The sequence below is a fragment of the Mesorhizobium sp. STM 4661 genome (genome assembly GCF_000359125.1).
In the GTDB taxonomy this organism is placed as follows: Bacteria; Pseudomonadota; Alphaproteobacteria; order Rhizobiales; family Rhizobiaceae; genus Mesorhizobium.
Window position 1 is genome coordinate 1 of record NZ_CAAF010000041.1, and the last position, 21,981, is coordinate 21,981.

The window sequence follows — 21,981 nt, forward strand, 5'->3', positions numbered from 1 at the left end:
CGGCGACGTCGGCTCGTTCGATGGTGCTGAGAACTTCGACCACGAGGACGGCGACATTCAGGACACCTACGCCAAGAACGCCCGCTTCAACCTGAAGACCTGGACCGGCCAGGAAACCGAGCTCGGCACCTTGAAGACCTACACCGAGACCCGCTTCAACTTCGGCAACCGTAACCGGCACGTCAGCAGCACATACGTCCCCGGTCCCGATCCGGACGGCGCGGGTCCACTGCCCCCGCTGCCAGGTGAGACAATCATTGTCAATAACCCTGCCGAAAACAAAGGCGTTTCACTGAACTTTGCCTGGATTCAGCTCGGTGGCCTGCGGGTCGGTAAGGACGAATCGGCCTTCGATACGTTCATCGGCTACGCCGGCAGCGTCATCCAGGATACGCTGGTTCCCTACGGTGGCTTCGACACCAACGTCGTCCAGTACTACTTCGACGCCGGCAACGGCTTCTCGGCCGTGGTCTCGCTCGAAGAAGGTTACGGCTCCTACACGATCGACAGCTATGTTCCGCATGTCGTCGGCGGCGTGAAGTGGACGCAGGGCTGGGGCGCCATCACCGGCGTCGTTGCCTATGACAGCAATTACGAAGAGGTGTCCGGCAAGGTTCGCCTGGACGTGACTGCGACCAGCGAACTGTCGCTGTTCATCATGGCCGGCTACGGCACGGATGACAACCTCGACGATCCGACTTGGGCAACCCCGGCCGGCGGTCGCGGCATGTACAAGACGTGGGGCGGCAACTGGGCAGTCTGGGGCGGCGGCACCTACCAGTTCAACGAGAAGACCTCGTTCAACGTCCAGGCATCGTATGACGACTGGGAGAACCTCGGCATCGCCGCGAACGTCGCCTACGATATCGTCCCCGGCCTGACGATCACGGCCGAAGTCGACTACGTGCGCACAGGCAACTTTGACAACATTGGTGATGGTTCGGGCCGCAATTACAACTGGACCAATGCCGACAGCGAAGACAGCCTCGGCGGCATCCTCCGCTTCCAGCGCTCATTCTAAGGGCTGGACTTAATACAAGTGCAATTCCAGCCCGGGCGCACCAACGCCCGGGCTGTTTTGTTTCGTGACTGGACCAAGGCAAACAGAAGGAACAGGGGGAATCGGTAGCTGAATAGAGTCCGTGGGATGATTTCGTGGGATCCGTTGATGGCGGATGAAATCACAACTGCGTGATCAAACCTCTTGAAAGGACGCTCCCAAGCGGATAGGGCTGATCTATCCACTCGGGGGTGTGGCGAATGATGACGACCGAAGCGATTCAAGAGGATGAGCCCTCTGATCATTTTTCGATGTTTTCTTCTCAGATTTCCAAGATAAAATACAGTTACAACAAGATACGGGAAGTAAAGTCGTACAGGGTCGGAGAGCTGTTTTCAGCATACCGGGACATACTTTGGGATGATGGGCGGCATAAATACAATGTCAGCTCCTTCATCGGCGAGATAGATGAGATACTCCTCGGGGAGCGTTTCAGCGCCTTTGACCAAAGCACCCTGGACAACCTTATCGGCACCTTGCGCCAGCGCGGCAACAGCAACGCAACCATCAACCGGAAGATGGCTGCCCTCAGCAAACTGCTGCGCAAGGCTCACAAGATGGGAGATATCCACAGCCTGCCCGAGTTCCGCCGCCAGAAGGAGCGGGCGGGACGGATTCGCTTCCTGGAAAGGGACGAAGAGGCACGACTGTTCGCCGCCATCAAAAGCCGCAGCGAGGACGCTTACCGGCTCTCCGTTTTTCTCGTCGATACCGGATGCCGTCTCGGCGAGGCGCTCGGCTTGATCTGGAACGATATCCAGGAGCATCGCGTCAGTTTCTGGATTACCAAATCCGGCCGCAGCCGCACCATTCCGATGACCGAACGGGTAAAAGAGGTGATCAAGCTGCCGGTCACCGAGGGCCGCCGGCCCAAGGGTCCGTTCACCAAACTCAGCCAGGCGCAGTTTCGCGCCATATGGAACGATGCCAAAGCCGAGGTCGGTCTTGGCGCCGACGATCAGGTAGTGCCGCACATCCTGCGCCACACCTGTGCCTCGCGTCTTGTCCAGGGCGGCATCGACATCAGGCGCGTGCAGATGTGGCTCGGCCACCAGACGCTTTCGATGACCATGCGTTACGCGCATCTCGCCACCAACGACCTCGACGGTTGCGTCACCGTGCTGGAAACGCCCCGCGGCGAAGCGGCGGTTGGGAGGGCTGAAAGCTCTGTGTTTTCGTCTCCATTGACGGCGCCTTCCGCATCGCCGAGCAAGCAGAAGGCGGAGCCGGCGGACGCAAAGGCACCGAGGAAAAGCTCGAAAGCCAAGTAGGCCCAGTACCATTTTCTATACTGTTGTAACGACCCCAGGGCCGATCAGGTCTTGGGGTTTTACTTTATCTGAACTTGAGCTCCGCTCGATCCAGAAAAGCAGCGATGGCGCCGGGCAGGCCGCCGGTCTCGAGGAAAGGCGCGTGGCCCTGGCCCTCGACCGTGATCGTCTCGATATCGCGATGCCGTTTTCGCATCTGTTCCAGCGTTTCGACCGAAAGCAGTTTCGAATTGGCGCCGCGTATGGCCAGCAGCGGGATCGCCGCCAGCGCCTCGAATTGCGGCCACAGATCAGGCAGCGGCCGCGTCAGATCGAGGCCGGCCAGCGTGTCGATCAATCTTGGGTCGAAATCCGGCATCAGCCCTTCCCCTGTCTCGCGGTAGAGGGCCGACACCATCCGCTCCCAATCCGAAACGCTCAGGGCAGGGAAGTCGCCGCCATGCACGGCGAGCTGGGCACTGATCGCCTCGGCACGGGTTTTCGGCTTCGGTGAAGGGTCGAGATAGGAGCGGATATGGGCGAAGCCGTCAGCCTCGACCACCGGGCCGATGTCGTTGAGGACAATGGCTTTCAGCACGAATGGCTTGATCGCGCCGAGCACATGGATGATCAGCCCGCCGCGCGACGTGCCGATGAAGGCCGCTTCCTCGATCTCCAGCGCCGCCAGCCCGGTTAGGATATCGCCGGCCTCGATGGCAGGATTGTAGTGGCTGATATCGGGGTCATAGGCGGACTGTCCGCGGCCGCGATAGTCGAAGGCGACAACCTTTCTCGCTGCCTGCCTCGACAGATGCAGCGCCAGCTCGTGGAAGTCGCGGCAATTGCGGGTCAGGCCCGGCAGGCAGACGACCGGCCAATGGTCGGAGTTTGTTTCGCCATGGATGCGAGCGTGGAGTTTGAGCCCGTCTGGCGCGGCGTAGAAGAAATCTGAAAAGCCTTCGGCCATCTGAACTCGAATCCTTCCGCCCGCCGGATCATCCTGACTGGCTACAGGCGAGGGCGGGTATGGTCAAATCGGGAAAGGCGGATCGGCGAAACTGCCAATCTCCCCCCTCGTGGGGGAGATGCCCGGCAGGGCAGAGGGGGGTGTGAAGGATCGCCAGCGTTCGGTTCACATTGAGAGCCTGAGAGCTAGCCTGAGGGCGCATTTGCGATTGGTTGACAGGTTGGAGGGACAGCGCCCCCCTCTGTCCTACCGGACATCTCCCCCACGAGGGGGGAGATCGGCAGCTTCGCCGACGTCGCTTTTTGAACGGCCGCTTCAACTCCGCCCGTTCACCAGATCTCCAACGATGTCGTACTTGCCGGAAATACGCATCTTGTAGACCTCGTAGTTCTCCATCACGCGCTGGACGTAACTTCTTGTTTCCGTGTAGGGAATCCGCTCGATCCAGTCGACGACGGCGTCCACGTCCTTGCCGCGCGGGTCGCCATATTTGGCCACCCACTGGGCGGCGCGATTGGGGCCGGCATTGTAGCCGGCGAAGGTCAGCACATAGGAGCCGTTGAAGCGGCCGAGCTGCTCGCCGAGGAAGGCGGCGCCCAGCGTCGCATTGTAACCGGCATCGGTGGTCAGCCGCGCCTGCGAGAAAGCCATGCCGGCCTTCTTCGCCAATTGCCTGGCGGTCCCCGGCATGAGCTGCAAGAGCCCGCGCGCGCCGGCGCTGGAGACCGCGCCGATGTTGAATTCGCTTTCCTGGCGGGCGATCGCATAGGCCAGCGCCTTGCCGGAGCCCGAAATGTTGGCGGTGTCGGGAATGACGCCGAGCGGATGCGACAGCGCGCCGACGTCGATGCCGCGCGCGCCGGCGATCTTGCCGACTTTCAGCGCCAGGAAATGGTTGCCCTGCTTTTCCGCCATCACGGCCAGCAGCGCCAGTTCTCCCGGACTGGTCAATTGCCCGGCGAGGTCGCGGTAAAGCGTATCGGCATAGCGTTCGTAGCCGGCCTCCTGCAGCCGCCTGATGGCGCCGACGGCCTCGCGGTCGGCGAAATTGCGGCGGTCGGTGGCGCTCGGCGAGGGATAGGCGATGCTGAGGACCTGCCGGCCGACGCGCTCGCCGGCGAGCTGGCCGTAGAAGGTGGTGCCGTATGTGGCGGCGCGGGTGAAATAGTCCTTCGCGCTGCCGGGACCGCCGGCTTCGGCGGCGCGGCCGAGCCAGTAATAGGCGCGTGACAGCGACATCGGCCCCTGGGCGAGATCGGCGATGCGGGCAAAATGCTTGGCGGCGGTGTCGGGGTCGTTGAGGCCGCGCAGCGCGTACCAGCCGGCATGGAACTCCGCTTCCGCGGCGTTGGTGGCGCTTTCGGCGGCGTGTGCCGCGACGATTTTATAGGCGGTCTTCATGTCGCCCTGGTCGACCAGTTCGCGCGACAGGACCCGGCGCTCGACCCACCAGGCGTCCGGATCGACCAGCGCGTCACGGTCGGCCGGCGCCTGCATAACCACCGCTGCGGCGTCGGAAAACTTCTCCTGCTTGCGCAGATATTCGGCCTCGGCGAAGAGATAGCCGGCAGCCCGCTGCGCCGTCGGCACCGCCTTCAGCAGCTTGGCGGCGTTCTTGTCGCCCCTGGATACCGCCGCCCAGGCGTCGGCCAGCGGCTCGGCGCCCGCGAGACCGGCGACGCGCAGCGCGGAATTGACCCGGTCGGCATAGAACATGCGCTCCATGCGGAAACGGTGGTCGGTTGCCGGGATGAGCTTGCCGAACTCCTTGATGATATCGGCCTCATCCTTGGCTTCGAGCTTTTCAGTGCGCCAGAACGGCGACAGCACCGAGCGCGCCGCCTTGGCGTTGCCCAGCGCCAGGTAGGAGCGTGCCAGGATCACCACGCCCTCGAATGTCCGCGGCTGGCTGCCGCCAAAGGCCTGGATAGCGACTTGCGGGGCGGGGTTCTCGCGGTAGAGCGCGCGCTCGCTGTTCTCGCGCAAGGCCATCGTGCCCGGCCAGGTCGGCAGCATCTTGGCGGCATCGGCAATGTCGCCGCTCGGCACCTGGTCGCCGCCATAGAGCGCGATCGCCCAGGCAAGGATATGCCGGTCGAGCGAATTGGCCGGCAGGCTCTCGCGCACCTGGCGCGCACGGGCAATGTCGTTGGCCGCCAGCGCATCGAGGCCGCTCCTCAGCCTGGCGATGCCGGCGGACGGGGAGGGGTCTTGCTTGTCTTGCAAGCTGGGCATCGGGATGGCCGACGTGACCTGCGCATCGACGTTGCTGCCAACCGCCACGCCCGGCACCAGCATGGCAGCGACGCCAAGCAGAGCGAGAAGGTGAGGCCGTCCGGTCGGCATGGTTTGCGTCATTCCTGTCGTTGCACGGACCAAAAGGCACAGATGTTCTGAAGCCTAGCCGGTCGTGGTGAAGAGCACGTAAACAAAAGCTTATCGAGGTCGTTCAAATTGCGCTTGCTGGCACTAAAGCGCGTCCGTCTGAACGATTCGTGCGACGCGCTTTAGTTCTTGTTTTATGCATGTCGTCATCCCAAAACCGGTCTCCACTTTTGGGCGACATGCATTGCTGCCATGCTTGCCGCGCAACAATGTCGAGACTATGGTGCGCCGCTTCGCTTTCGGCTAGAAGGCGCGCGACAATAAATACCAAGAACCAGAGAAGTCCCAAGGAGTTGGACGACATGCTGAGAGGCTCGCTCACCGCGCTCGTGACACCGTTCGAAAAGAGCGGTCGTTTCGACGAGAAAGCCTTTCGCGCCTTCATTGCCTGGCAACTCGCCGAAGGCACGAAGGGCCTGGTTCCGGTCGGCACGACAGGCGAGTCGCCGACGCTGTCGCATGACGAGCACCGCCATGTCGTCAAGGTGTGCGTCGAGGTGGCCAAGGGCCGTGTTCCCGTCGTCGCCGGCGCCGGCTCCAACAACACCGAAGAGGCGGTCGGTCTGGTCCAGTATGCCGAAAAGGCCGGTGCCGACGCGGCACTCGTCGTCACGCCCTACTACAACAGGCCGACGCAGCGCGGCCTCTATGCGCATTTCGCCGCCGTCGCCAAGGCGACCAGCCTGCCGATCATCATCTACAACATCCCGCCACGCTCGGTGATCGACATGATGCCCGAGACGATGGGGCGACTGGCGCACGACTTCAAGAACATCGTCGGCGTCAAGGACGCCACCGGCAAGGTCGAGCGGGTCTCCGAGCAGCGCGCCACCTGCGGCAAGGATTTCATCCAGCTTTCGGGCGAGGATGCCTCCGCGCTCGGCTTCAACGCCCATGGCGGCGTCGGCTGCATCTCGGTGACGTCGAATGTCGCGCCCAGGCTCTGCGCCGAATTCCAGGAGGCGACGCTTTCCGGCGACAGCGCCAAGGCGCTGGATCTGCAGGACCGCTTGCTGCCGCTGCACAAGGCGATCTTCCTGGAGCCCGGCGTGTCCGGCGCGAAATACGCGCTGTCGAAGCTCGGCAAGGTCGAGAACGTGCTGCGCTCGCCGCTGATGACGGTCGAAGCCTCGACCGCCGAGAAGATCGATGCGGCGATGAAGCACGCCGGCTTGATAAACTAGGGATGAGGCGCCACCTCTCCGCATCATGAATCAAGTCCGAAAAGCCGATCCCAACAACAAGACCGTTGCGGAAAACCGCAAGGCGCGGTTTTCCTATGAGGTGCTCGACACGATCGAGGCCGGCCTTGTGCTGACCGGCACCGAGGTCAAGTCGCTGCGCCAGGGTCAGGCCAACATCCAGGACAGCTACGCCTCGGTCGAAGGCGGCGAGATCTGGCTGATCAACTCCTATCTGCCGGAATATCTGCAAGCCAACCGCTTCAACCACGAGCCGCGCCGACGCCGCAAGCTCCTGCTCAACAAGCGCGAGATGGCCAAGCTGTCGCAGAGCGTCGACCGCGAAGGCATGACGCTGGTGCCGCTGAAGATCTATTTCAACGACCAGGGCCGCGCCAAGCTGCTGCTCGCCGTCGGCCGCGGCAAGAAGCTGCATGACAAGCGCGAGACCGAGAAGCAGCGCGACTGGTCGCGTGAGAAGGGCCGGCTGCTGAAAGAGCGTGGGTAGGCTGGGAACCGCTCTTTTGAAGAACCGGATCATCCGCTGGGGTGCGGCAAGTTTGGTCCTGGCGTGCCTCGTCGCGGCTAGCGGCTATTTCTACTTCCACACGTTTTCCCCGGACCGCGGCAGATATCCGGTCAGGGGCATCGACGTTTCCCATCATCAGGGTCCGATCGACTGGCGGCGTGTCGCCGCCGACGATGTCGCCTTCGCCGTCATCAAGGCGACCGAAGGCGGCGACCATGTCGATGATGCCTTCGCCGCCAATCTGCGTGAGGCCCGTGCCGCCGGTCTTGCCGTCGGCGCCTACCATTTCTTCACCTTCTGCAGGCCGGGTGCCGATCAGGCGAAGAATTTCATCTCCATTGTGCCGCGCGATCAGCCTCTGCTGCCGCCGGTGGTGGATGTCGAATTCGGCGGTAATTGCCCGCGGCGGCCATCTCCTGAACAACTGAATGTCGAACTCCAGGCGTTCCTCGGCCCTGTCGAGGCAGCGTTCGGCAAGCCGGCGATCGTCTATCTGACGGATGACGCCGCGGATGCCTATGCCGGGCATATCGCGGGTCGCCCGCGCTGGGTCCGTTCGCTGGCGCTGCGGCCGAGCCATGACGACTGGATCTACTGGCAGTACCACAACAAAGGCCGCGTCGACGGCATCGTCGGCGATGTCGACCTGAATGTCCTTCAGGGCGGGCAAGCGACGCTGGCCGAACTGTTTGCGGCACCCTGATACGGGCATTGGCTGGCGATTTTCGACCCGAACGTCGCCGCGTGTTGATCCATGACTACGCGGCGTTCCGGCCGGTCTCCGCACTCACGAAGGTCAGCTTCAAACCGAGTGCTTCAGCCACCTTCATGATCGTTGCAAATTCCGGGTTCCCTTCGCCGCTCAAGGCCTTGTAGAGAGCCTGCCGCGTCATGCCGGCCTTCTCTGCAAGCCTTGTCATGTTCCGCGCCCGCGCAATGACGCCAAGCGAATGAGCGATCTCCGCAGCGGTGCCGTCCTCGCAAGTCGCCGCCAGATACGCCTCGATCGCTTCTGGAGTGTCGAGATACTCCGCGCCGTCAAAGGTTGTGACTTTTATCGCCATGTGCATTGTCCTTCCATTCCTTGGCGAGCCTCTTTGCGGCTGCGATATCCTTGCTCTGCGTTCGTTTGTCGCCACCGCATAGAAGCAGCACGCGCAAGCTGCCTGCTTGCAGAAAATAGACGCGATAGCCTGGACCATGGTCGATCCGCATTTCGCTGATGCCTTCGCCGACAGGCTTGACGTCTCCTGGGTTGCCCTCGCTCAGCCTGTAGATGCGCCGAACAATACGGGCTTTCGCTTGCGCGTCGCGGAGATCGCTGAGCCAGCGCTTGAATGTGTCTGTTTCGAAAACCAGAATCATGGAAAAGTGTAAACCATGGTTGACTGTCGTCAAGTGAAAACGGATTGCTTTTGCTGCCGGCCCGCGAGGGTAATTGTTGAAGGAACCCAGACATCTGGAACAGAAAAAGGCAAGGGTAGGATCGTGCCGAAAGGCTCCGACTCTATCTCTCCAGAAGCGCCACTATCTCCCTGAACACATTGACGAACATCGCTTCCGTCAGCACGCCGGTGTTGGTGTTGTAGCGCGAGCAGTGATAGCTGGAAAACAGCGTGAGGCCGCCGGCCTGCTGCTGTCCGCCATGCCTGAAGGGATGGGCGGCAACACGCCCACCCAGCGCCCGCACGGTCGACTGGTGGGCGATCGAGCCCAGCGCCAGCACGGCGCGCAGATTGGGAAACCGCGCGATGGTTGGCAGCAGGAACGTCCGGCAGGTGGCGATTTCGGCGCCGACCGGCTTGTTCTCCGGCGGCACGCAGCGCACGGCATTGGTGATTGCTGTTTGGACAAGTTCCAGCCCGTCGTCGGGCCGCGCCTTGAATTCGCCGCGCGCCAGACCGTGCGCGATCAGCGTGCCGTAGAGCAGGTCGCCGGCATAGTCGCCGGTGAAGGGACGCCCCGTCCGGTTGGCGCCGCGCAGGCCGGGCGCCAGGCCGACAATCAAAAGCCGCACCGCATCCTCGCCCCCGGGCGGCAGGAAGGTCGGCACCGGCGCATTGAACCAGGATGGTTCGCGGCGCCGCCATTCGGCGAGGAAATCATGCAGCCGCGGGCAAAGCGGGCAATCGCGGCCGGGTTCCGGGGAGGCGACCAAGGGAGCGGGGGTCGGAGCGGTCAAGGCTGCCGCCGTCAAAAGTCGTCCTCGTCGACTTCGGCCGGCTCGGGCCGTCGCACCGGCCTCTCGGACGGATCGCGGCCCACATCGTTCTTCAGCGTCATCAGATCGATGAAATGGTCGGCCTGCCGGCGCAGATCGTCGGAGATCATCGGCGGCTGCGAAGCCATGGTCGAGACGATCGAGACCTTGCGCCCGCGCCGCTGCAGCGCCTCGACCAGAGTGCGGAAATCGCCGTCGCCGGAGAAGATGACATAGTGGTCGACGACATCGGCGAGTTCCAGCGCATCGACGGTCAGCTCGATGTCCATATTGCCCTTGATCTTGCGGCGGCCGGTCGAGTCGGTGAATTCCTTGGCCGGCTTGGTCACCACCTTGAAGCCGTTATAGTCGAGCCAGTCTATCAGCGGCCGGATCGAGGAATATTCCTGATCCTCGACCAGCGCCGTGTAATAGTAGGCGCGCAGCAGGTAGCCGCGCTTCTGGAAGCTCGACAAAAGCTTGCGGTAGTCGATGTCGAAGCCGAGCGCGCGCGACGTGGCGTAGAGATTGGCGCCGTCGATGAAAAGCGCGATTTTCTCCCGAGGATCGAACATGGAAATATCCTTTTTTCGAAATAAACGGTCGTCTAAATGCGTAGTGACTATTCGGTCGGCTCGTAATAAACCGGCTGACCTCTCATCATTCGAGATAACGCCAGTTTTACGGCAATCCAAGGGTGCGGTGCTGTACTGCAAGCAATTGTGATCGGAAGCCGGATCGTCACCGGCGGTCGGCGCCCCAAATCCCGGTGTCGAATCCCGGTATTGGCCAGGCCCGGCCCCATATTGCCATGAAGCTTGTATTTTGGCGGCGTTCGGGTTATGGACCGCGCCTGTTTTCCATCAAATCCAGGCATGAAAGGGGCGATCCATGGCCCGCGTAACCGTTGAAGATTGCATCGATAAGGTCGACAACCGCTTCGAGCTGGTGCTGCTCGCCGGCCACCGCGCCCGTCAGATCAGCCAGGGCGCGCCGATCACCGTTCCTCGCGACAACGACAAGAACCCGGTCATCGCGCTGCGCGAGATCGCCGACGAGACGCTGTCGCCCGACGATCTCAAGGAAGATCTGATCCACTCGCTGCAGAAGCATGTCGAGGTCGATGAGCCGGAAGCCGACGGCGAGGCCATCGCCGACCAGACCGGTGCGGCCGTTGTGGCGACCGACGCCGACGACGCCGAGGACAACATCGCCTTCGACCGCATGACCGAGGAAGACCTGCTGGCCGGCATCGAAGGCCTGGTGCCGCCGGAAAAAAGCGACGACTATTGATCCTTGGCATAGCTGCCGACACTTTCGTATCGGCAGTTTCGTGGCTATCTATGACATGCGCCGCATTTCAGTGCGGCGCATGATTCATTTCAGCACCGCGAGATCCCGCCCATGATGCGTCAGTATGAGCTTGTCGAGCGCGTCCAGCGCTACAAGCCTGACGTCAACGAGGCGTTGCTCAACAAGGCCTATGTCTATGCCATGCAGAAGCATGGCCACCAGAAGCGCGCCTCCGGCGATCCCTATTTCTCGCATCCGCTCGAAGTCGCCGCCATTCTCACCGAAATGCACATGGACGAGGCGACCATCGCGGTTGCCCTGCTGCACGATACGATCGAGGACACCACAGCGACGCGGGCCGAGATCGATGAGCTGTTCGGCCCGGAAATGGGCAAGCTGGTAGAGGGCTTGACCAAGCTGAAGAAGCTCGACCTCGTCTCCAAGAAGGCCGAGCAGGCGGAAAACCTGCGCAAGCTTCTGCTGGCGATCTCGGAAGATGTGCGCGTGCTTCTGGTCAAGCTCGCCGACCGCCTGCACAACATGCGCACCCTCGATCATGTGCCGGAGGCCAAGCGCCTGCGCATCGCCGAGGAGACGATGGAGATCTATGCGCCGCTGGCCGGGCGCATGGGCATGCAAGGCATGCGCGAGGAGCTGGAGGAGATCGCCTTCCGCTACATCAATCCGGAAGCCTATCGCGCCGTCACCGCGCGGCTCGCCGAAATCTTCGAGCGCAACAAGGACGTGCTGTCCGAGATCGAGAAGGCGCTGTCCGCCCTGTTCGACAAATATGCGATCAAGGCCGAGGTCAAGAGCCGCCAGAAGAAGCCGTGGTCGGTGTTCCGCAAGATGGAAGCCAAGGCGCTGTCCTTCGAGCAACTCTCCGATATTTTCGGCTTCCGCGTCGTCGTAGAGACGGTCGAGGACTGCTATCGCGCGCTCGGCGCCATCCACACCACCTGGTCGATGGTGCCCGGCCGCTTCAAGGATTACATCTCGACGCCGAAGCAGAACGACTATCGTTCGATCCACACCACCATCGTCGGGCCGTCGCGCCAGCGCGTCGAGCTGCAGATCCGCACCCACCAGATGAACAAGATCGCCGAATACGGCGTTGCCGCGCATTCGATCTACAAGGACACCGGCGGCAAGGTGAACGGCACCGTCCACGCGATCTCGAAGGAGACCAACGCCTATGCCTGGCTGCGGCGCACCATCGAGCAGCTCGCCGAAGGCGACAATCCCGAGGATTTCCTCGAAAACACCAAGCTGGAGTTGTTCCAGGACCAGGTGTTCTGCTTCACGCCCAAGGGTATGCTGATCGCGCTGCCGCGGGGCGCCACTCCGATCGATTTCGCCTATGCCGTGCACACCGATGTCGGCGACACCTGCGTCGGCGCCAAGGTCAACGGCCGCATCATGCCGCTGATGACCGAACTGAAGAACGGCGACGAGGTCGAGATCATCCGCTCCAAGGCACAGGTGCCGCCGGCGGCCTGGGAATCGGTCGTCGTCACCGGCAAGGCGCGCTCCGCGATCCGCCGCGCCACCAAGAACGCCATCCGCAAGCAGTATTCGGGTCTCGGTATCCGCATTCTCGAGCGCGCCTTTGAGCGGTCCGGCAAGACCTTTACCAAGGAAAGCCTGAAGTCGGTGCTGCACCGGCTGGCGCGCAAGGACATCGAGGATGTGCTGGCCTCGGTCGGCCGCGGCGAGCTTGCCTCGACGGACGTGATGAAGGCAGTGTTTCCCGACTTCAAGGACGAGCGCGTCACGCTGGCCGCGCCCAAGCAGCGCGAGGAGGGCTGGTCGAAAATCCGTAACGCTGCCGGCATGCTGTTCCAGATTCCTGGCCGCGCCGCGCGCAAGGACAAGGACCAGCCGAAGGACGGCGCGGTGCCGATCCGCGGCGTGCGCGGCGACCTGCCGGTGCGCTTCGCGCCGGAAGGCGCCGTGCCCGGCGACCGCATCGTCGGCATCGTGCAGCCGGGAACGGGTATTACCATCTATCCGATCCAGTCGCCGGCGCTGCAGGCCTTCGACGACCAGCCCGAACGCTGGATCGACGTGCGCTGGGACATAGACGAGCGCACCAAGGAGCGGTTTCCGGCACGCGTCTCGGTCACCGCCATCAACGCGCCGGGTTCGCTGGCCGACATCGCGCAGGTCGTTGCCTCCAACGATGCCAACATCCACACCTTGTCGATGGTGCGCACCGCGCCCGATTTCACCGAAATGCTGATCGATCTCGAAGTCTGGGATCTGAAGCACCTGAACCGGCTGCTGTCGCAGCTCAAGGACAATTCGAGCGTCAGCGATGCAAGGCGCGTGAATGGCTAGACCATGATCCCGAACCGAAGGTCCGCGTAGCGAAAAGTGGGAACCGGTTTTCGGAAAAGATCATGGTCAATCAAAAGAGGCGCAGATGAACACCGATGAAGTGCTGGGTATTTTCCGCGAGGCCGGCGCCGTCCTCGAAGGGCATTTCATCCTGACATCGGGTTTGCGAAGCCCGGTCTTCCTGCAGAAGGCGCGCGTCTTCATGCATGCCGACAAGACCGAACGCCTGTGCAAGGCGCTGGCCGAGAAGATCCGCAAGGCCGTACCGGGCCGGATCGACTATATCGTCGGCCCGGCGATCGGCGGTCTGATCCCGGCCTATGAGACCTCGCGCCATCTTGGCGCGCCGGCGATCTGGGTCGAGCGCGAAGGCGGCGAGTTCAGGCTCCGCCGCTTCGAGATCGCCAGGGGCTCGCGCGTCGTCATCGTCGAGGACATCGTCACCACGGGCCTGTCGATCCGCGAGACCATCGACTGCCTGCGCGCGCTCGGTGCCGAGGTGGTGGCTGCCGCCTGCATCATCGACCGCTCGGCCGGCAAGACCGATGTCGGCGTGCCGCTGATCGCGCTCGCCGAATACGAGGTTCCGGCCTACCCGGCCGACAGGCTGCCGCCGGAGCTCGCAGCCATACCGGCCATCAAGCCCGGAAGCCGCAACATCTGATGCCGCCATGCACGAAAACAAGCACTTGAGCGCGTCGCTTGAATCTCCTCGGGAGCGGTGCGCACTGACCGTGGCGCCGTCGTGATCGCCGGCATCGACCATTTCGTGCTGACGGTCCGCTCTGTCGAGGCGAACTGCGCCTTCTATCAGCGCGTCCTTGGCCTGAGGCGGCTCGACGCGAGCCGGAGCGGCCGAAGTAAGGGCAAGACTGGGGCTCTGAAAGGGGCGCCGCCACCTTCGTAACGAAAGTTAGGCAGCCTCTTGCTGCATGACCTTCTCTGCCGCTTTGGCGAGAAAACCAGATCGCGTATAGCCGTGAGCTTCAGCAAACGCATCGATCCGCTGAAGAACATCGTCCGGTAGAGTGATGTTCACTCGTACTACTTTTTTTGCTTCGGTTTTCACTCCAACCAGAATGGCCACGCCGTCGCGATTGGTCGCTGACGCCATGACCTCAGCCAGAGACGAGGGCTCTGGAATAGCCTCTCCGTCCTCAACGAGCCCTTCGATATGAAAGGCAAGGGCTTCTTCGGCCATAACTCGGGCGTCGTCTAAATCCTCACCCGCCGTAACCACGCCGGGAAAATCAGGAAAAGACACGCCGAAGTCGCTTTCGGCATCCTTATGAATAAGTCCGATATACTGCTTCATGTCTCTCACCTCAGTTTCAGTCCTGATTGCTTCTCAATGCTACGCAGGGTGCCGATGGGTATGTCTCGTTTGGGGTGTGGTACGGTGACCCGTTCCGGTTTGTCGTTGTGCTTGAATTGAGCATGACTGCCTTTTCGAGCAACTTCGAACCATCCATCAGCGACCAACTTTACAATCACATCGGCGCTCTTCATGTGTGTATCAATACACACTGATGCGCGCGATGTCAATGAAAATCGGTCTAGACCCGATTGGTTGCATATGACGTTGCGATGATCCCCAGATGGTCGTCGTCGCAGCCACAGCTACTGACAAAGGTAATGCAACCTTCGTCGCTATTCAAATTCCGAGATTGTCCCCTTCTCACGCTCAGGTCATCAAGCCAGCGAGGCGAGGGAGCGTCCATCTGCCATCGCGGTTCGTCTCGTCTTTGAAAAGGCACATTCGCAATGAAGCTGATATGTTCTGGCGCTACGAAGCTAAGATGGCGATCCATTCCGCTTACGACAAGCAGACCGTGTTCAGTTGTTCTTCTGCCGGTGCGTCGCTATATCAATGCTGCGATTGTCATAGAGGGATCGTCAAGCGCAAGATGGTGCTGTTACGCTCGGCTGAAGTTGCCGGCGCGGAGCTTTGGAACGGGAACAGAGTGCTTTTTCGACGCCGCAAGCCTGATGATTTTGTTGAGCGCGTGCGTACCTATCTTTGGCCGCGCCGCTCGTTCTCGCGCTCGCTGCGGTATTTTTCCAAGCGCATCCTGCGGCTGAAGGCCACTCCGCATGCCGTGGCGGCCGGTGTCGCGGCGGGCGTCTTCGCCTCGTTCTTTCCGCTCGGCTTTCACTTCATTATCGCTTTTGCCGTCTCATGGGTGATAGCAGGCAATCTGGTGGCGGCAGCACTCGGCACCGCGCTTGGCAATCCGCTGACCTTCCCGCTGCTGTGGGGCGCATCCTGGGAGACCGGCAAGCTGATCCTGCACGAGCGCCTGCCGGCGCATGGGCCGCCCGCGCATCTCGGCGACATGCTGCACAACCTTTCCTTTTCGCAATTATGGGGACCGATACTGAAGCCCATGATGATCGGCGCGGTGCCGCTTGGCCTGATTTTCGGCCTTATGTTTTACGGCATTACGCGCTGGGGCATGGCCACCTTCCGCGAGCAGCGGCGCAAGCGCCTGGCCGAGAGAGCCGGCAGGACCGGGCGGGAAGTCCCCGCGGAATGATCATTGGCATCGGCAGCGACCTGATCGATATCAGACGCATCGAAAAATCGCTGGAACGCCATGGCCAGCGCTTCATCCAGCGCATCTATACCGCGGTCGAACAGGCTCGTTCCGAAAGCCGAGGGGCCCGCGCTGCCTCCTACGCGAAGCGCTTTGCCGCCAAGGAGGCGTGCGCCAAGGCGCTGGGTACCGGCATCGCGCAAGGCGTGTTCTGGCGCGACATGGGCGTCGTCAACCTGGCCAGCGGCAAACCGACCATGGCACTGACCGGCGGGGCTGCGGAGAGGCTGGACAAAATCGTGCCTGCCGGGCACACAGCGGCAATCCACCTCACCATCACCGATGAATTTCCGCTTGCTCAAGCCTTTGTGATCATCGAGGCGTTGCCGGTCGAAGAAGCGCCACATTGATTGCATCTGACCACCGGCATGACGTTGCCCAGCGCGCGCCGAGACTCTATACAACCAACGCACAATCGAGGACGACATGAGCGTGGCTGAAAAATCCCAGAAGAAATCCGGCGGGCTTGGCGAAACCGTCAGCGTCATCGTCCAGGCGCTTTTGCTCGCGCTGGTCATCCGCACGCTGCTGTTCCAGCCGTTCTCGATCCCCTCCGGGTCGATGCGGCCGACCTTGCTCGAGGGCGACTATCTCTTCGTCACCAAATGGTCCTACGGCTTCTCCCGCTATTCGCTCCCCTTCGGGCCTGACATCTTTTCGGGCCGCATCTGGGGCGCCGAGCCGAAGCGCGGCGACGTGGCGGTGTTCAAGTTCCCGCCGGACCCTTCCGTCGACTACATCAAGCGCGTCGTCGGCCTGCCGGGCGATAAGATCCAGGTCAAGGACGGCCAGCTCTTCATCAACGGCGTCGGCGTGCCGCGCCAAAAGGTCGGACAGATCGACAATCGCGATATCACCGAGGAAAGCGGACCGGTCGACGTCTATCGCGAGACCCTGCCGAACGGCGTCAGCTATGACACGCTCGACCTGACGCCGAATTCGATCGGCGACAACACCCGGGAATTCGATGTGCCGCCCGGCCACTATTTCATGATGGGCGACAACCGCGACAACTCCGCGGACAGCCGCTTCACTGTCGGTTTCGTGCCGGACGAGAATTTGGTCGGCCGCGCCAACCTCATCTTCTTCTCGATCGCCGGCGGCGCCAGCCCGCTCGAAATCTGGAAGTGGCCGTCGCTGATGCGGGCGTCGCGCCTGTTCCACTTCGTCAACTGATGGCTTTGAAACGCCCGACTGGCGAAACATTGGCTGGTGTGGTGGAGGCCAGGACAGGGCATGCTTTCAGGGACATGCGGCTGCTCGAGACCGCGCTGACCCATTCCAGCGCGGTCAAGGCGGTCAGGAACAACGAGCGCCTCGAATTTCTCGGCGACCGGGTGCTTGGCCTCATCGTCGCCGATATGCTTCTCCAGCAGTTTCCCGACGCTCCTGAAGGAGAAATCGCGCCGCGATTCAATGCGCTGGTCGATTCGCGCACATGCTCCGAGGTCGGCGTTGAAATGGAGCTGGACGATCTGGTTCGCGCCGACGCTGCCTTGAAGTCGCGGTCGCGAGGTTTGGGCGGCAGTTACCTCGCCGATGCGGTCGAAGCCCTGATTGCGGCGATTTATATGGATGGCGGCATCGACGCTGCCCGACATTTCGTCATGCGTTATTGGGAGCCGCGCTCCGGCATGGTGGTCGTCAAGCCACCCAATCCCAAATCCGAATTGCAGGAATGGGTTGCCAAAACCAGCGATGCCCGTCCTGAATACGTGATCCAAAACCGCGAAGGGCCGGATCACCGGCCGGTTTTCACGGTTTGTGTGCGGGTTGACGGTTTTGCGCCGTCAAGTGGCACAGGGGGGTCCCGCAGGGCTGCCGAAGAAGCGGCGGCCTCGGCCTTTCTGCTTCGCGAAGGCGTCTGGCCCAACCAAGGGGATGCGGCATGACCGCCACTGAAGACGCCACCCCGCCTGTGGAAGCCGCCGCTACCCGTTCGGGTTTCGTCGCGCTGATCGGCGCGCCCAACGCCGGAAAATCGACGCTGGTCAATCAACTGGTCGGCGCCAAGGTGTCGATCGTCACCCACAAGGTGCAGACCACCCGCGCGATCGTGCGCGGCATCGCCACGCATGAGAACGCGCAGATCGTTTTCGTCGACACGCCCGGCATCTTCAAGCCGAGGCGGCGGCTGGACACGGCGATGGTCACCACAGCCTGGGGCGGCGCCAAGGACGCCGATATCGTGCTGCTCCTGATCGACGCCGAGCGCGGCATCAGGGGCGATGCCGAGGCCATTCTCGAACGGCTGAAGGATGTCCGTCAGCCGATGGTGCTGATCCTCAACAAGGTCGACCGGGTCAAGCATGAGGCGCTTTTGGCTCTGTCCGCGGCAGCCAATGAAAAAGTACCTTTCAAGCGGACCTTCATGGTTTCGGCGCTGACCGGGTCTGGCTGCAAGGACCTGCTCGACTATCTCGCACAAGCCCTGCCGGTCGGCCCCTGGTACTATCCCGAGGACCAGATCTCCGACCTGCCCATGCGCCAGCTTGCGGCCGAGATCACCCGCGAGAAACTCTATCTCAGGCTGCATCAGGAACTGCCTTACTCCTCCCACATCGAGACCGAGAAATGGGAAGAGAAGAAGGATGGCTCGGTGCGCATCGACCAGACCATCTATGTCGAGCGCGACAGCCAGAAGAAGATCGTGCTCGGCCATAAGGGCGAGACCATCCGCGCCATAGGCCAGGCGGCGCGCATGGAGATAGCAGGCATCCTCGAACAGAAGGTGCACCTGTTCCTGTTCGTCAAGGTGCGCGAGAATTGGGGCGACGACCCCGAGCGCTATCGCGAGATGGGGCTCGAGTTTCCGCATTAGGTCCCATGGACGGCAAGCTGAACATCGATACAGCTCTTGTCGGCCGCCTGGTCGACACGCAATTCCCCCGGTGGAAGGGCCTTGCGGTCAGGCCGGTTGCATCGGGCGGCTGGGACAACAGGACCTTTCATCTCGGCGACGAGATGCTCGTGCGGCTGCCGAGCGCTGACGCCTATTCGCTGCAAGTCGAAAAAGAGCTTCGCTGGTTGCCAAGGCTGGCACCGCTGCTGCCGCTGCCGATCCCCGTGCCCCTGGCGATGGGGATCCCGGCCGAGAACTATCCCTGGCATTGGTCCATCTATCGCTGGATCGAAGGCGAGACAGCGAAGCGGGAGCGTATCGCCAGCCTGTCGCAATTCGCGGCCAGCCTGGCCGAGTTCCTGGTCACCTTGCAACGGATCGATCCCACCGGCGGGCCGCCACCCGGACAGCACAACTTTTTTCGCGGCGGACCGCTCAGCGTCTACGATCGTGAAACCCGGCGGGCAATCGCAGCGCTCGACGGCAAGATCGACGCGGAGGCCGCGAGTGCGGTGTGGGAGGCAGCGCTTGCCGCAACATGGCATGGCGCTGCCGTCTGGTTCCACGGCGACGTCAGTTGGGGAAATCTGTTGGTCAGGCAAGGACGGCTGAGCGCCGTGATCGACTTCGGCACGTCGGGCGTCGGTGATCCCTCATGCGATCTGGCGATTGCGTGGACGCTGTTCGAAGGCAAGAGCCGGGACGTGTTTCGTGCTGGTCTTCCCGCCGATGAAGCAATGTGGGCGCGAGGCCGTGGCTGGACGCTGTGGAAGGCGCTGATTACGCTCGCCGGACAGATAGACGTCAATCCGGTCGAAACTGAAAAGTCCCGACATGTGATCGATGAAGTGCTCGCCGATCACGTGCGCGTGATGCCGCCGCAAGATGGAGCCTAGGCCCGCACGGCGGCCGCGTTCGTCGTCTCTCCGTCATACACGCTGCCTATAGGCTCTGCGAAAGACCCGCTTCCGGGCTGACACGGAACAAGCGGGCATGCAGCCAGATTAGGACATGACCAAGCCTTGGAATCGCACCGACCCGACCCATCAGACCGGGTTTGCCCATCAAACGGGGTTTGCAAGCGCCGTCGCTGCTGAGGTCGAGCAGGCGCTGCTGCGGCGAGACGAGATCAAGAATGGTGATGCGGTCGTCGCCGGCAAGATTGCCGGCGCCGTCGCCGCTGCCACCGTCCTGCTTGCGCCGGGGGATCTGCAAGCCATCGACACCACGCTGGAAAGATTGCCCGGCATTGTACTGCAATTCGTGCGCGCGCTGGCAGCCGAAGCCGCGAGCCGCGGACCGGTCGCGTCGGCGTCCGGCGGCGCGCAGGTCCGAAGCCGGTTGGCCGGAAACGACGACATTGATCTGATGCGGGTCGAGGACTGGGCGGGGCGGGTTGCCGGACCGACTTTTCTGGAAGAAAAACTTGGCATTTCGCGATCGACCCTGCATCGCTGGCAGCGCAACGGCAAGGTGGTTGCCCTGCGCACCGGCGGCCGCAAACATGTGTTTCCCCTGGCGCAGTTCGTCGATGGCAGGCCGGTGCCCGGCATCGGCGAGGTGTTGTCGTCGATACCGAATCCGCGGCGCGCCTGGTCCTGGCTGATCAGCCCTGTCGCCGGCCTCGATGGTCGCATTCCCATTGAAATGCTCAAACAGGATCTGGTTGCGGATGTCGTCTTCGCAGCGCAGAGCGTGTTGACGACAAAATTTGAATAATTTTCGGCGATAGGAGGATTTTTCTCCTAAAAAAATCACATTTTAGAAAATTGACGTGCCCATATTATGGTTAGCCGTTTAAGGTCATTTGTATTTATCGCAAATATATGACGATGTGCCGATTGTTTCATTTGTATCATTAGGTAATTGGCATAAGTGATATTTGTGCAACAAGAATTTAAACTGTCAATGCGCTAGGGATTATTTCCGGAATCGTCATTGAACGCGGAGGATCGATGGGTATGTTCGCCGCCGAAAAGGGAAAGCGGTGCGGGCCTTTTTCGATGTGGGTGAGGTGGGTGATGTCGCCGCTCCGCCACGCAATCCGAAGCCATTTTTAACTTTGACTGGAGAGGTCAGAAAATGAATATCAAGAGCCTTCTTCTCGGCTCAGCCGCGGCGTTGATCGCGGTCTCCGGCGCTCGCGCCGCGGACGCTGTCGTCGTCGCCGAACCGGAACCGGCCGAATACGTCAAGATCTGCGACGTCTACGGCGCCGGCTACTTCTATATCCCCGGCACCGAGACCTGCCTGCGCATCGGCGGCTATCTCCGCTACGACATGGGCGTCGGCGATTCCGGCTCGCTGGATGGCGCCAATAACGTTCCCGATCACATGGACGGCGGAACGAACGACACTTGGTATAAGAACATGCGTTTCACGCTGAGGACTTATACCGGCCAGGAAACCGAGCTCGGCACGCTGAAGACCTTCACCGAGACTCGCTTCCAGTTCGGCAACTCCTCCGGCGACTATGATGACCAGACACCGGTCAACAACGGCTGGCAGGCCGGCAACAAGACCACCAGCCTCAACTTCGCCTGGATACAGCTCGGTGGCCTGCGCGTCGGTAAGGATGAAACGGTATACGACCAGTTCATCGGTTATGCCGGCAATGTCATCCAGGACACGCTCATCCCGTATGGTGTCAAGGATACCAATCTCATCAGCTACTACTTCGACGCTGGCAGCGGCTTCACGGGCGTGGTCTCGCTCGAAGAAGGCACTGGCGTCAACACGATCGACAGCTATGTTCCGCATGTCGTCGGCGGTTTGAAGTACAAGGGCGACTGGGGTGCGATCACCGGCGTCGCGGCCTATGACAGCAACTACGAGGAAGTGTCCGGCAAGGTCCGTTTGGACGTCAACGTCAGCAAGGAACTGTCGCTGTTCGTCATGGGCGGCTACGGCACCAACGACAACATCGACGACTTCGGCACAGGCCGTACCCAATACAAGCCGTGGGGCGGAAACTGGGCGATCTGGGGTGGCGGCACCTATAAGTTCAACGACAAGACCTCGTTCAACGCCCAGATCTCCTATGACGACTGGAAGAACCTCGGCGTAGCTGCCAACGTAGCCTACACCATTGTGCCCGGCTACACGATCACGGCTGAAGTCGATTACCTCAATGCAGGAAAATTCGACGACCTCGACTTCAACAACTGGACCAAGGCCGACAAGAAGAGCAGCGTCGGCGGCATCGTCCGCTTCCAGCGTAATTTCTAACAGATCGACTGACCTTACCAGGCCGCCCGCAGCGTATTGCTGCGGGCGGTTTTTTTGTGGGTGGTTGCGAGAGCCGGCCTGGGCGCCAAGCCCATACCTTGATTTCGCC

25 protein-coding genes are annotated in these 21,981 nt (G+C 61.7%); 17 read left to right on the forward strand and 8 right to left on the reverse strand.

Going from position 1 to position 21,981, the window contains the following annotated elements:
• Both MESS4_RS13240 and MESS4_RS13245 read left to right on the forward strand, forming a co-directional pair.
• Positions 1-1,021, forward strand: a 1,021-nt coding sequence (locus MESS4_RS13240) for a porin (protein WP_036241199.1), incomplete at its 5' end; no start/stop codon positions are given.
• Positions 1,022-1,260: 239 nt separating this feature from the next.
• The gene (locus MESS4_RS13245; protein ID WP_006331185.1) at positions 1,261-2,331 is read left to right on the forward strand and encodes a site-specific integrase; all 1,071 of its coding nucleotides are present in this window, start codon (positions 1,261-1,263) and stop codon (positions 2,329-2,331) included.
• A gap of 64 nt (positions 2,332-2,395) precedes the next feature.
• Here the strand turns inward: MESS4_RS13245 and MESS4_RS13250 are convergent, their stop codons facing one another.
• Both MESS4_RS13250 and MESS4_RS13255 read right to left on the reverse strand, forming a co-directional pair.
• The gene (locus MESS4_RS13250; protein ID WP_006331186.1) at positions 2,396-3,277 is read right to left on the reverse strand and encodes an alpha/beta hydrolase; all 882 of its coding nucleotides are present in this window, start codon (positions 3,275-3,277) and stop codon (positions 2,396-2,398) included.
• A 315-nt stretch (positions 3,278-3,592) separates the two neighbouring features.
• Positions 3,593-5,623, reverse strand: a complete 2,031-nt coding sequence (locus tag MESS4_RS13255) for a lytic transglycosylase domain-containing protein (RefSeq protein ID WP_006331187.1) — start codon at positions 5,621-5,623, stop codon at positions 3,593-3,595.
• Positions 5,624-5,964: 341 nt separating this feature from the next.
• Here MESS4_RS13255 and dapA point away from each other — a divergent pair, with 341 nt between their 5' ends.
• From dapA to MESS4_RS13270, 3 genes are read left to right on the forward strand one after another with little or no spacing between them, the layout of a single operon-like run.
• A complete protein-coding gene (gene dapA / locus MESS4_RS13260) occupies positions 5,965-6,846 on the forward strand; it encodes a 4-hydroxy-tetrahydrodipicolinate synthase (protein ID WP_006331190.1) in 882 nt (293 codons plus the stop codon).
• Between the two features lie 25 nt (positions 6,847-6,871).
• Positions 6,872-7,351: an SsrA-binding protein SmpB gene (smpB, locus tag MESS4_RS13265; protein ID WP_006202221.1), complete on the forward strand. Its 480-nt coding sequence runs from the start codon at positions 6,872-6,874 to the stop codon at positions 7,349-7,351.
• A gap of 16 nt (positions 7,352-7,367) precedes the next feature.
• On the forward strand, positions 7,368-8,075 hold the full coding sequence (locus tag MESS4_RS13270) for a GH25 family lysozyme (protein ID WP_036241202.1): 708 nt from the start codon (positions 7,368-7,370) through the stop codon (positions 8,073-8,075).
• Positions 8,076-8,130: 55 nt separating this feature from the next.
• Here MESS4_RS13270 and MESS4_RS13275 read toward each other — a convergent pair whose 3' ends face one another.
• The 4 genes from MESS4_RS13275 to MESS4_RS13290 form a co-directional block, all read right to left on the reverse strand.
• Positions 8,131-8,436, reverse strand: coding sequence for an addiction module antidote protein (locus MESS4_RS13275; protein ID WP_036241204.1), 306 nt, complete (start codon positions 8,434-8,436; stop codon positions 8,131-8,133).
• The gene (locus MESS4_RS13280; RefSeq protein ID WP_006331194.1) at positions 8,411-8,737 is read right to left on the reverse strand and encodes a type II toxin-antitoxin system RelE/ParE family toxin; all 327 of its coding nucleotides are present in this window, start codon (positions 8,735-8,737) and stop codon (positions 8,411-8,413) included. The genes MESS4_RS13275 and MESS4_RS13280 overlap by 26 nt, the downstream gene beginning before the upstream one ends.
• A gap of 142 nt (positions 8,738-8,879) precedes the next feature.
• Positions 8,880-9,569, reverse strand: a complete 690-nt coding sequence (locus MESS4_RS13285; RefSeq protein WP_006331196.1) for a uracil-DNA glycosylase — start codon at positions 9,567-9,569, stop codon at positions 8,880-8,882.
• The gene (locus tag MESS4_RS13290; RefSeq protein ID WP_006331197.1) at positions 9,566-10,147 is read right to left on the reverse strand and encodes an NYN domain-containing protein; all 582 of its coding nucleotides are present in this window, start codon (positions 10,145-10,147) and stop codon (positions 9,566-9,568) included. Before MESS4_RS13290 ends, MESS4_RS13285 begins: the two co-directional genes overlap by 4 nt.
• 316 nt (positions 10,148-10,463) lie before the next feature.
• On the opposite strand from MESS4_RS13290, the gene rpoZ reads away from it, so the two are divergent.
• The 4 genes from rpoZ (at position 10,464) to MESS4_RS35140 (ending at position 14,112) form a co-directional block, all read left to right on the forward strand.
• Positions 10,464-10,865 (forward strand): DNA-directed RNA polymerase subunit omega, encoded by a 402-nt coding sequence (gene rpoZ / locus MESS4_RS13295; RefSeq protein ID WP_006331198.1) that lies wholly within the window; start codon positions 10,464-10,466, stop codon positions 10,863-10,865.
• Positions 10,866-10,976: 111 nt separating this feature from the next.
• On the forward strand, positions 10,977-13,205 hold the full coding sequence (locus MESS4_RS13300; protein WP_006331199.1) for a bifunctional (p)ppGpp synthetase/guanosine-3',5'-bis(diphosphate) 3'-pyrophosphohydrolase: 2,229 nt from the start codon (positions 10,977-10,979) through the stop codon (positions 13,203-13,205).
• 85 nt (positions 13,206-13,290) lie between these two features.
• Positions 13,291-13,869 (forward strand): orotate phosphoribosyltransferase, encoded by a 579-nt coding sequence (pyrE, locus tag MESS4_RS13305; RefSeq protein WP_006331200.1) that lies wholly within the window; start codon positions 13,291-13,293, stop codon positions 13,867-13,869.
• A 105-nt stretch (positions 13,870-13,974) separates the two neighbouring features.
• Positions 13,975-14,112 (forward strand): VOC family protein, encoded by a 138-nt coding sequence (locus tag MESS4_RS35140; RefSeq protein ID WP_348259796.1) that lies wholly within the window; start codon positions 13,975-13,977, stop codon positions 14,110-14,112.
• Between the two features lie 6 nt (positions 14,113-14,118).
• On the opposite strand, the gene MESS4_RS13315 is transcribed toward MESS4_RS35140, so the two are convergent.
• Positions 14,119-14,520, reverse strand: a complete 402-nt coding sequence (locus MESS4_RS13315) for a type II toxin-antitoxin system HicB family antitoxin (RefSeq protein WP_006331211.1) — start codon at positions 14,518-14,520, stop codon at positions 14,119-14,121.
• Between the two features lie 5 nt (positions 14,521-14,525).
• Positions 14,526-14,714, reverse strand: a complete 189-nt coding sequence (locus MESS4_RS32165; RefSeq protein ID WP_081609724.1) for a type II toxin-antitoxin system HicA family toxin — start codon at positions 14,712-14,714, stop codon at positions 14,526-14,528.
• A gap of 455 nt (positions 14,715-15,169) precedes the next feature.
• Here MESS4_RS32165 and MESS4_RS13320 point away from each other — a divergent pair, with 455 nt between their 5' ends.
• The 8 genes from MESS4_RS13320 to MESS4_RS13355 all read left to right on the forward strand — a co-directional run bounded on the left by MESS4_RS13320 (position 15,170) and on the right by MESS4_RS13355 (position 21,872).
• Entirely contained in the window at positions 15,170-15,742 is a 573-nt protein-coding gene (locus tag MESS4_RS13320; protein WP_036241211.1) for a DUF2062 domain-containing protein, read from the forward strand.
• A complete protein-coding gene (acpS, locus tag MESS4_RS13325) occupies positions 15,739-16,152 on the forward strand; it encodes a holo-ACP synthase (protein ID WP_006331219.1) in 414 nt (137 codons plus the stop codon). Before MESS4_RS13320 ends, acpS begins: the two co-directional genes overlap by 4 nt.
• Before the next feature lie 76 nt (positions 16,153-16,228).
• Positions 16,229-16,978, forward strand: coding sequence for a signal peptidase I (gene lepB / locus MESS4_RS13330; RefSeq protein WP_006331220.1), 750 nt, complete (start codon positions 16,229-16,231; stop codon positions 16,976-16,978).
• The gene (gene rnc, locus MESS4_RS13335) at positions 16,978-17,694 is read left to right on the forward strand and encodes a ribonuclease III (RefSeq protein ID WP_006331221.1); all 717 of its coding nucleotides are present in this window, start codon (positions 16,978-16,980) and stop codon (positions 17,692-17,694) included. The genes lepB and rnc overlap by 1 nt, the downstream gene beginning before the upstream one ends.
• Positions 17,691-18,623, forward strand: coding sequence for a GTPase Era (gene era, locus MESS4_RS13340; RefSeq protein WP_006331223.1), 933 nt, complete (start codon positions 17,691-17,693; stop codon positions 18,621-18,623). The genes rnc and era overlap by 4 nt, the downstream gene beginning before the upstream one ends.
• A 5-nt stretch (positions 18,624-18,628) precedes the next feature.
• Complete coding sequence (locus MESS4_RS13345; protein WP_006331226.1) at positions 18,629-19,540, forward strand: aminoglycoside phosphotransferase family protein; 912 nt, start codon at positions 18,629-18,631, stop codon at positions 19,538-19,540.
• Positions 19,541-19,655: 115 nt separating this feature from the next.
• Positions 19,656-20,363: a hypothetical protein gene (locus MESS4_RS13350; RefSeq protein ID WP_006331227.1), complete on the forward strand. Its 708-nt coding sequence runs from the start codon at positions 19,656-19,658 to the stop codon at positions 20,361-20,363.
• 363 nt (positions 20,364-20,726) lie between these two features.
• Positions 20,727-21,872, forward strand: a complete 1,146-nt coding sequence (locus tag MESS4_RS13355) for a porin (RefSeq protein WP_006331229.1) — start codon at positions 20,727-20,729, stop codon at positions 21,870-21,872.
• Positions 21,873-21,981 lie beyond the last annotated feature (109 nt).

What these genes read in the sequence shown, in the direction of transcription:
- rnc (WP_006331221.1), top strand. Translation starts at nt 16,978, where the DNA reads ATGGCTTTGAAACGCCCGACTGGCGAAACATTGGCTGGTGTGGTGGAG.
- lepB (WP_006331220.1), top strand. Translation starts at nt 16,229, where the DNA reads ATGAGCGTGGCTGAAAAATCCCAGAAGAAATCCGGCGGGCTTGGCGAA.
- dapA (WP_006331190.1), top strand. Translation starts at nt 5,965, where the DNA reads ATGCTGAGAGGCTCGCTCACCGCGCTCGTGACACCGTTCGAAAAGAGC.
- MESS4_RS13350 (WP_006331227.1), top strand. Translation starts at nt 19,656, where the DNA reads ATGACCAAGCCTTGGAATCGCACCGACCCGACCCATCAGACCGGGTTT.
- MESS4_RS32165 (WP_081609724.1), bottom strand. Translation starts at nt 14,714, where the DNA reads ATGAAGAGCGCCGATGTGATTGTAAAGTTGGTCGCTGATGGATGGTTC.
- MESS4_RS13290 (WP_006331197.1), bottom strand. Translation starts at nt 10,147, where the DNA reads ATGTTCGATCCTCGGGAGAAAATCGCGCTTTTCATCGACGGCGCCAAT.
- MESS4_RS13250 (WP_006331186.1), bottom strand. Translation starts at nt 3,277, where the DNA reads ATGGCCGAAGGCTTTTCAGATTTCTTCTACGCCGCGCCAGACGGGCTC.
- pyrE (WP_006331200.1), top strand. Translation starts at nt 13,291, where the DNA reads ATGAACACCGATGAAGTGCTGGGTATTTTCCGCGAGGCCGGCGCCGTC.
- MESS4_RS13280 (WP_006331194.1), bottom strand. Translation starts at nt 8,737, where the DNA reads ATGATTCTGGTTTTCGAAACAGACACATTCAAGCGCTGGCTCAGCGAT.
- smpB (WP_006202221.1), top strand. Translation starts at nt 6,872, where the DNA reads ATGAATCAAGTCCGAAAAGCCGATCCCAACAACAAGACCGTTGCGGAA.
- MESS4_RS13275 (WP_036241204.1), bottom strand. Translation starts at nt 8,436, where the DNA reads ATGGCGATAAAAGTCACAACCTTTGACGGCGCGGAGTATCTCGACACT.
- acpS (WP_006331219.1), top strand. Translation starts at nt 15,739, where the DNA reads ATGATCATTGGCATCGGCAGCGACCTGATCGATATCAGACGCATCGAA.
- rpoZ (WP_006331198.1), top strand. Translation starts at nt 10,464, where the DNA reads ATGGCCCGCGTAACCGTTGAAGATTGCATCGATAAGGTCGACAACCGC.
- MESS4_RS13315 (WP_006331211.1), bottom strand. Translation starts at nt 14,520, where the DNA reads ATGAAGCAGTATATCGGACTTATTCATAAGGATGCCGAAAGCGACTTC.
- MESS4_RS13255 (WP_006331187.1), bottom strand. Translation starts at nt 5,623, where the DNA reads ATGCCGACCGGACGGCCTCACCTTCTCGCTCTGCTTGGCGTCGCTGCC.
- MESS4_RS13355 (WP_006331229.1), top strand. Translation starts at nt 20,727, where the DNA reads ATGAATATCAAGAGCCTTCTTCTCGGCTCAGCCGCGGCGTTGATCGCG.
- era (WP_006331223.1), top strand. Translation starts at nt 17,691, where the DNA reads ATGACCGCCACTGAAGACGCCACCCCGCCTGTGGAAGCCGCCGCTACC.
- MESS4_RS13345 (WP_006331226.1), top strand. Translation starts at nt 18,629, where the DNA reads ATGGACGGCAAGCTGAACATCGATACAGCTCTTGTCGGCCGCCTGGTC.
- MESS4_RS13300 (WP_006331199.1), top strand. Translation starts at nt 10,977, where the DNA reads ATGATGCGTCAGTATGAGCTTGTCGAGCGCGTCCAGCGCTACAAGCCT.
- MESS4_RS13245 (WP_006331185.1), top strand. Translation starts at nt 1,261, where the DNA reads ATGATGACGACCGAAGCGATTCAAGAGGATGAGCCCTCTGATCATTTT.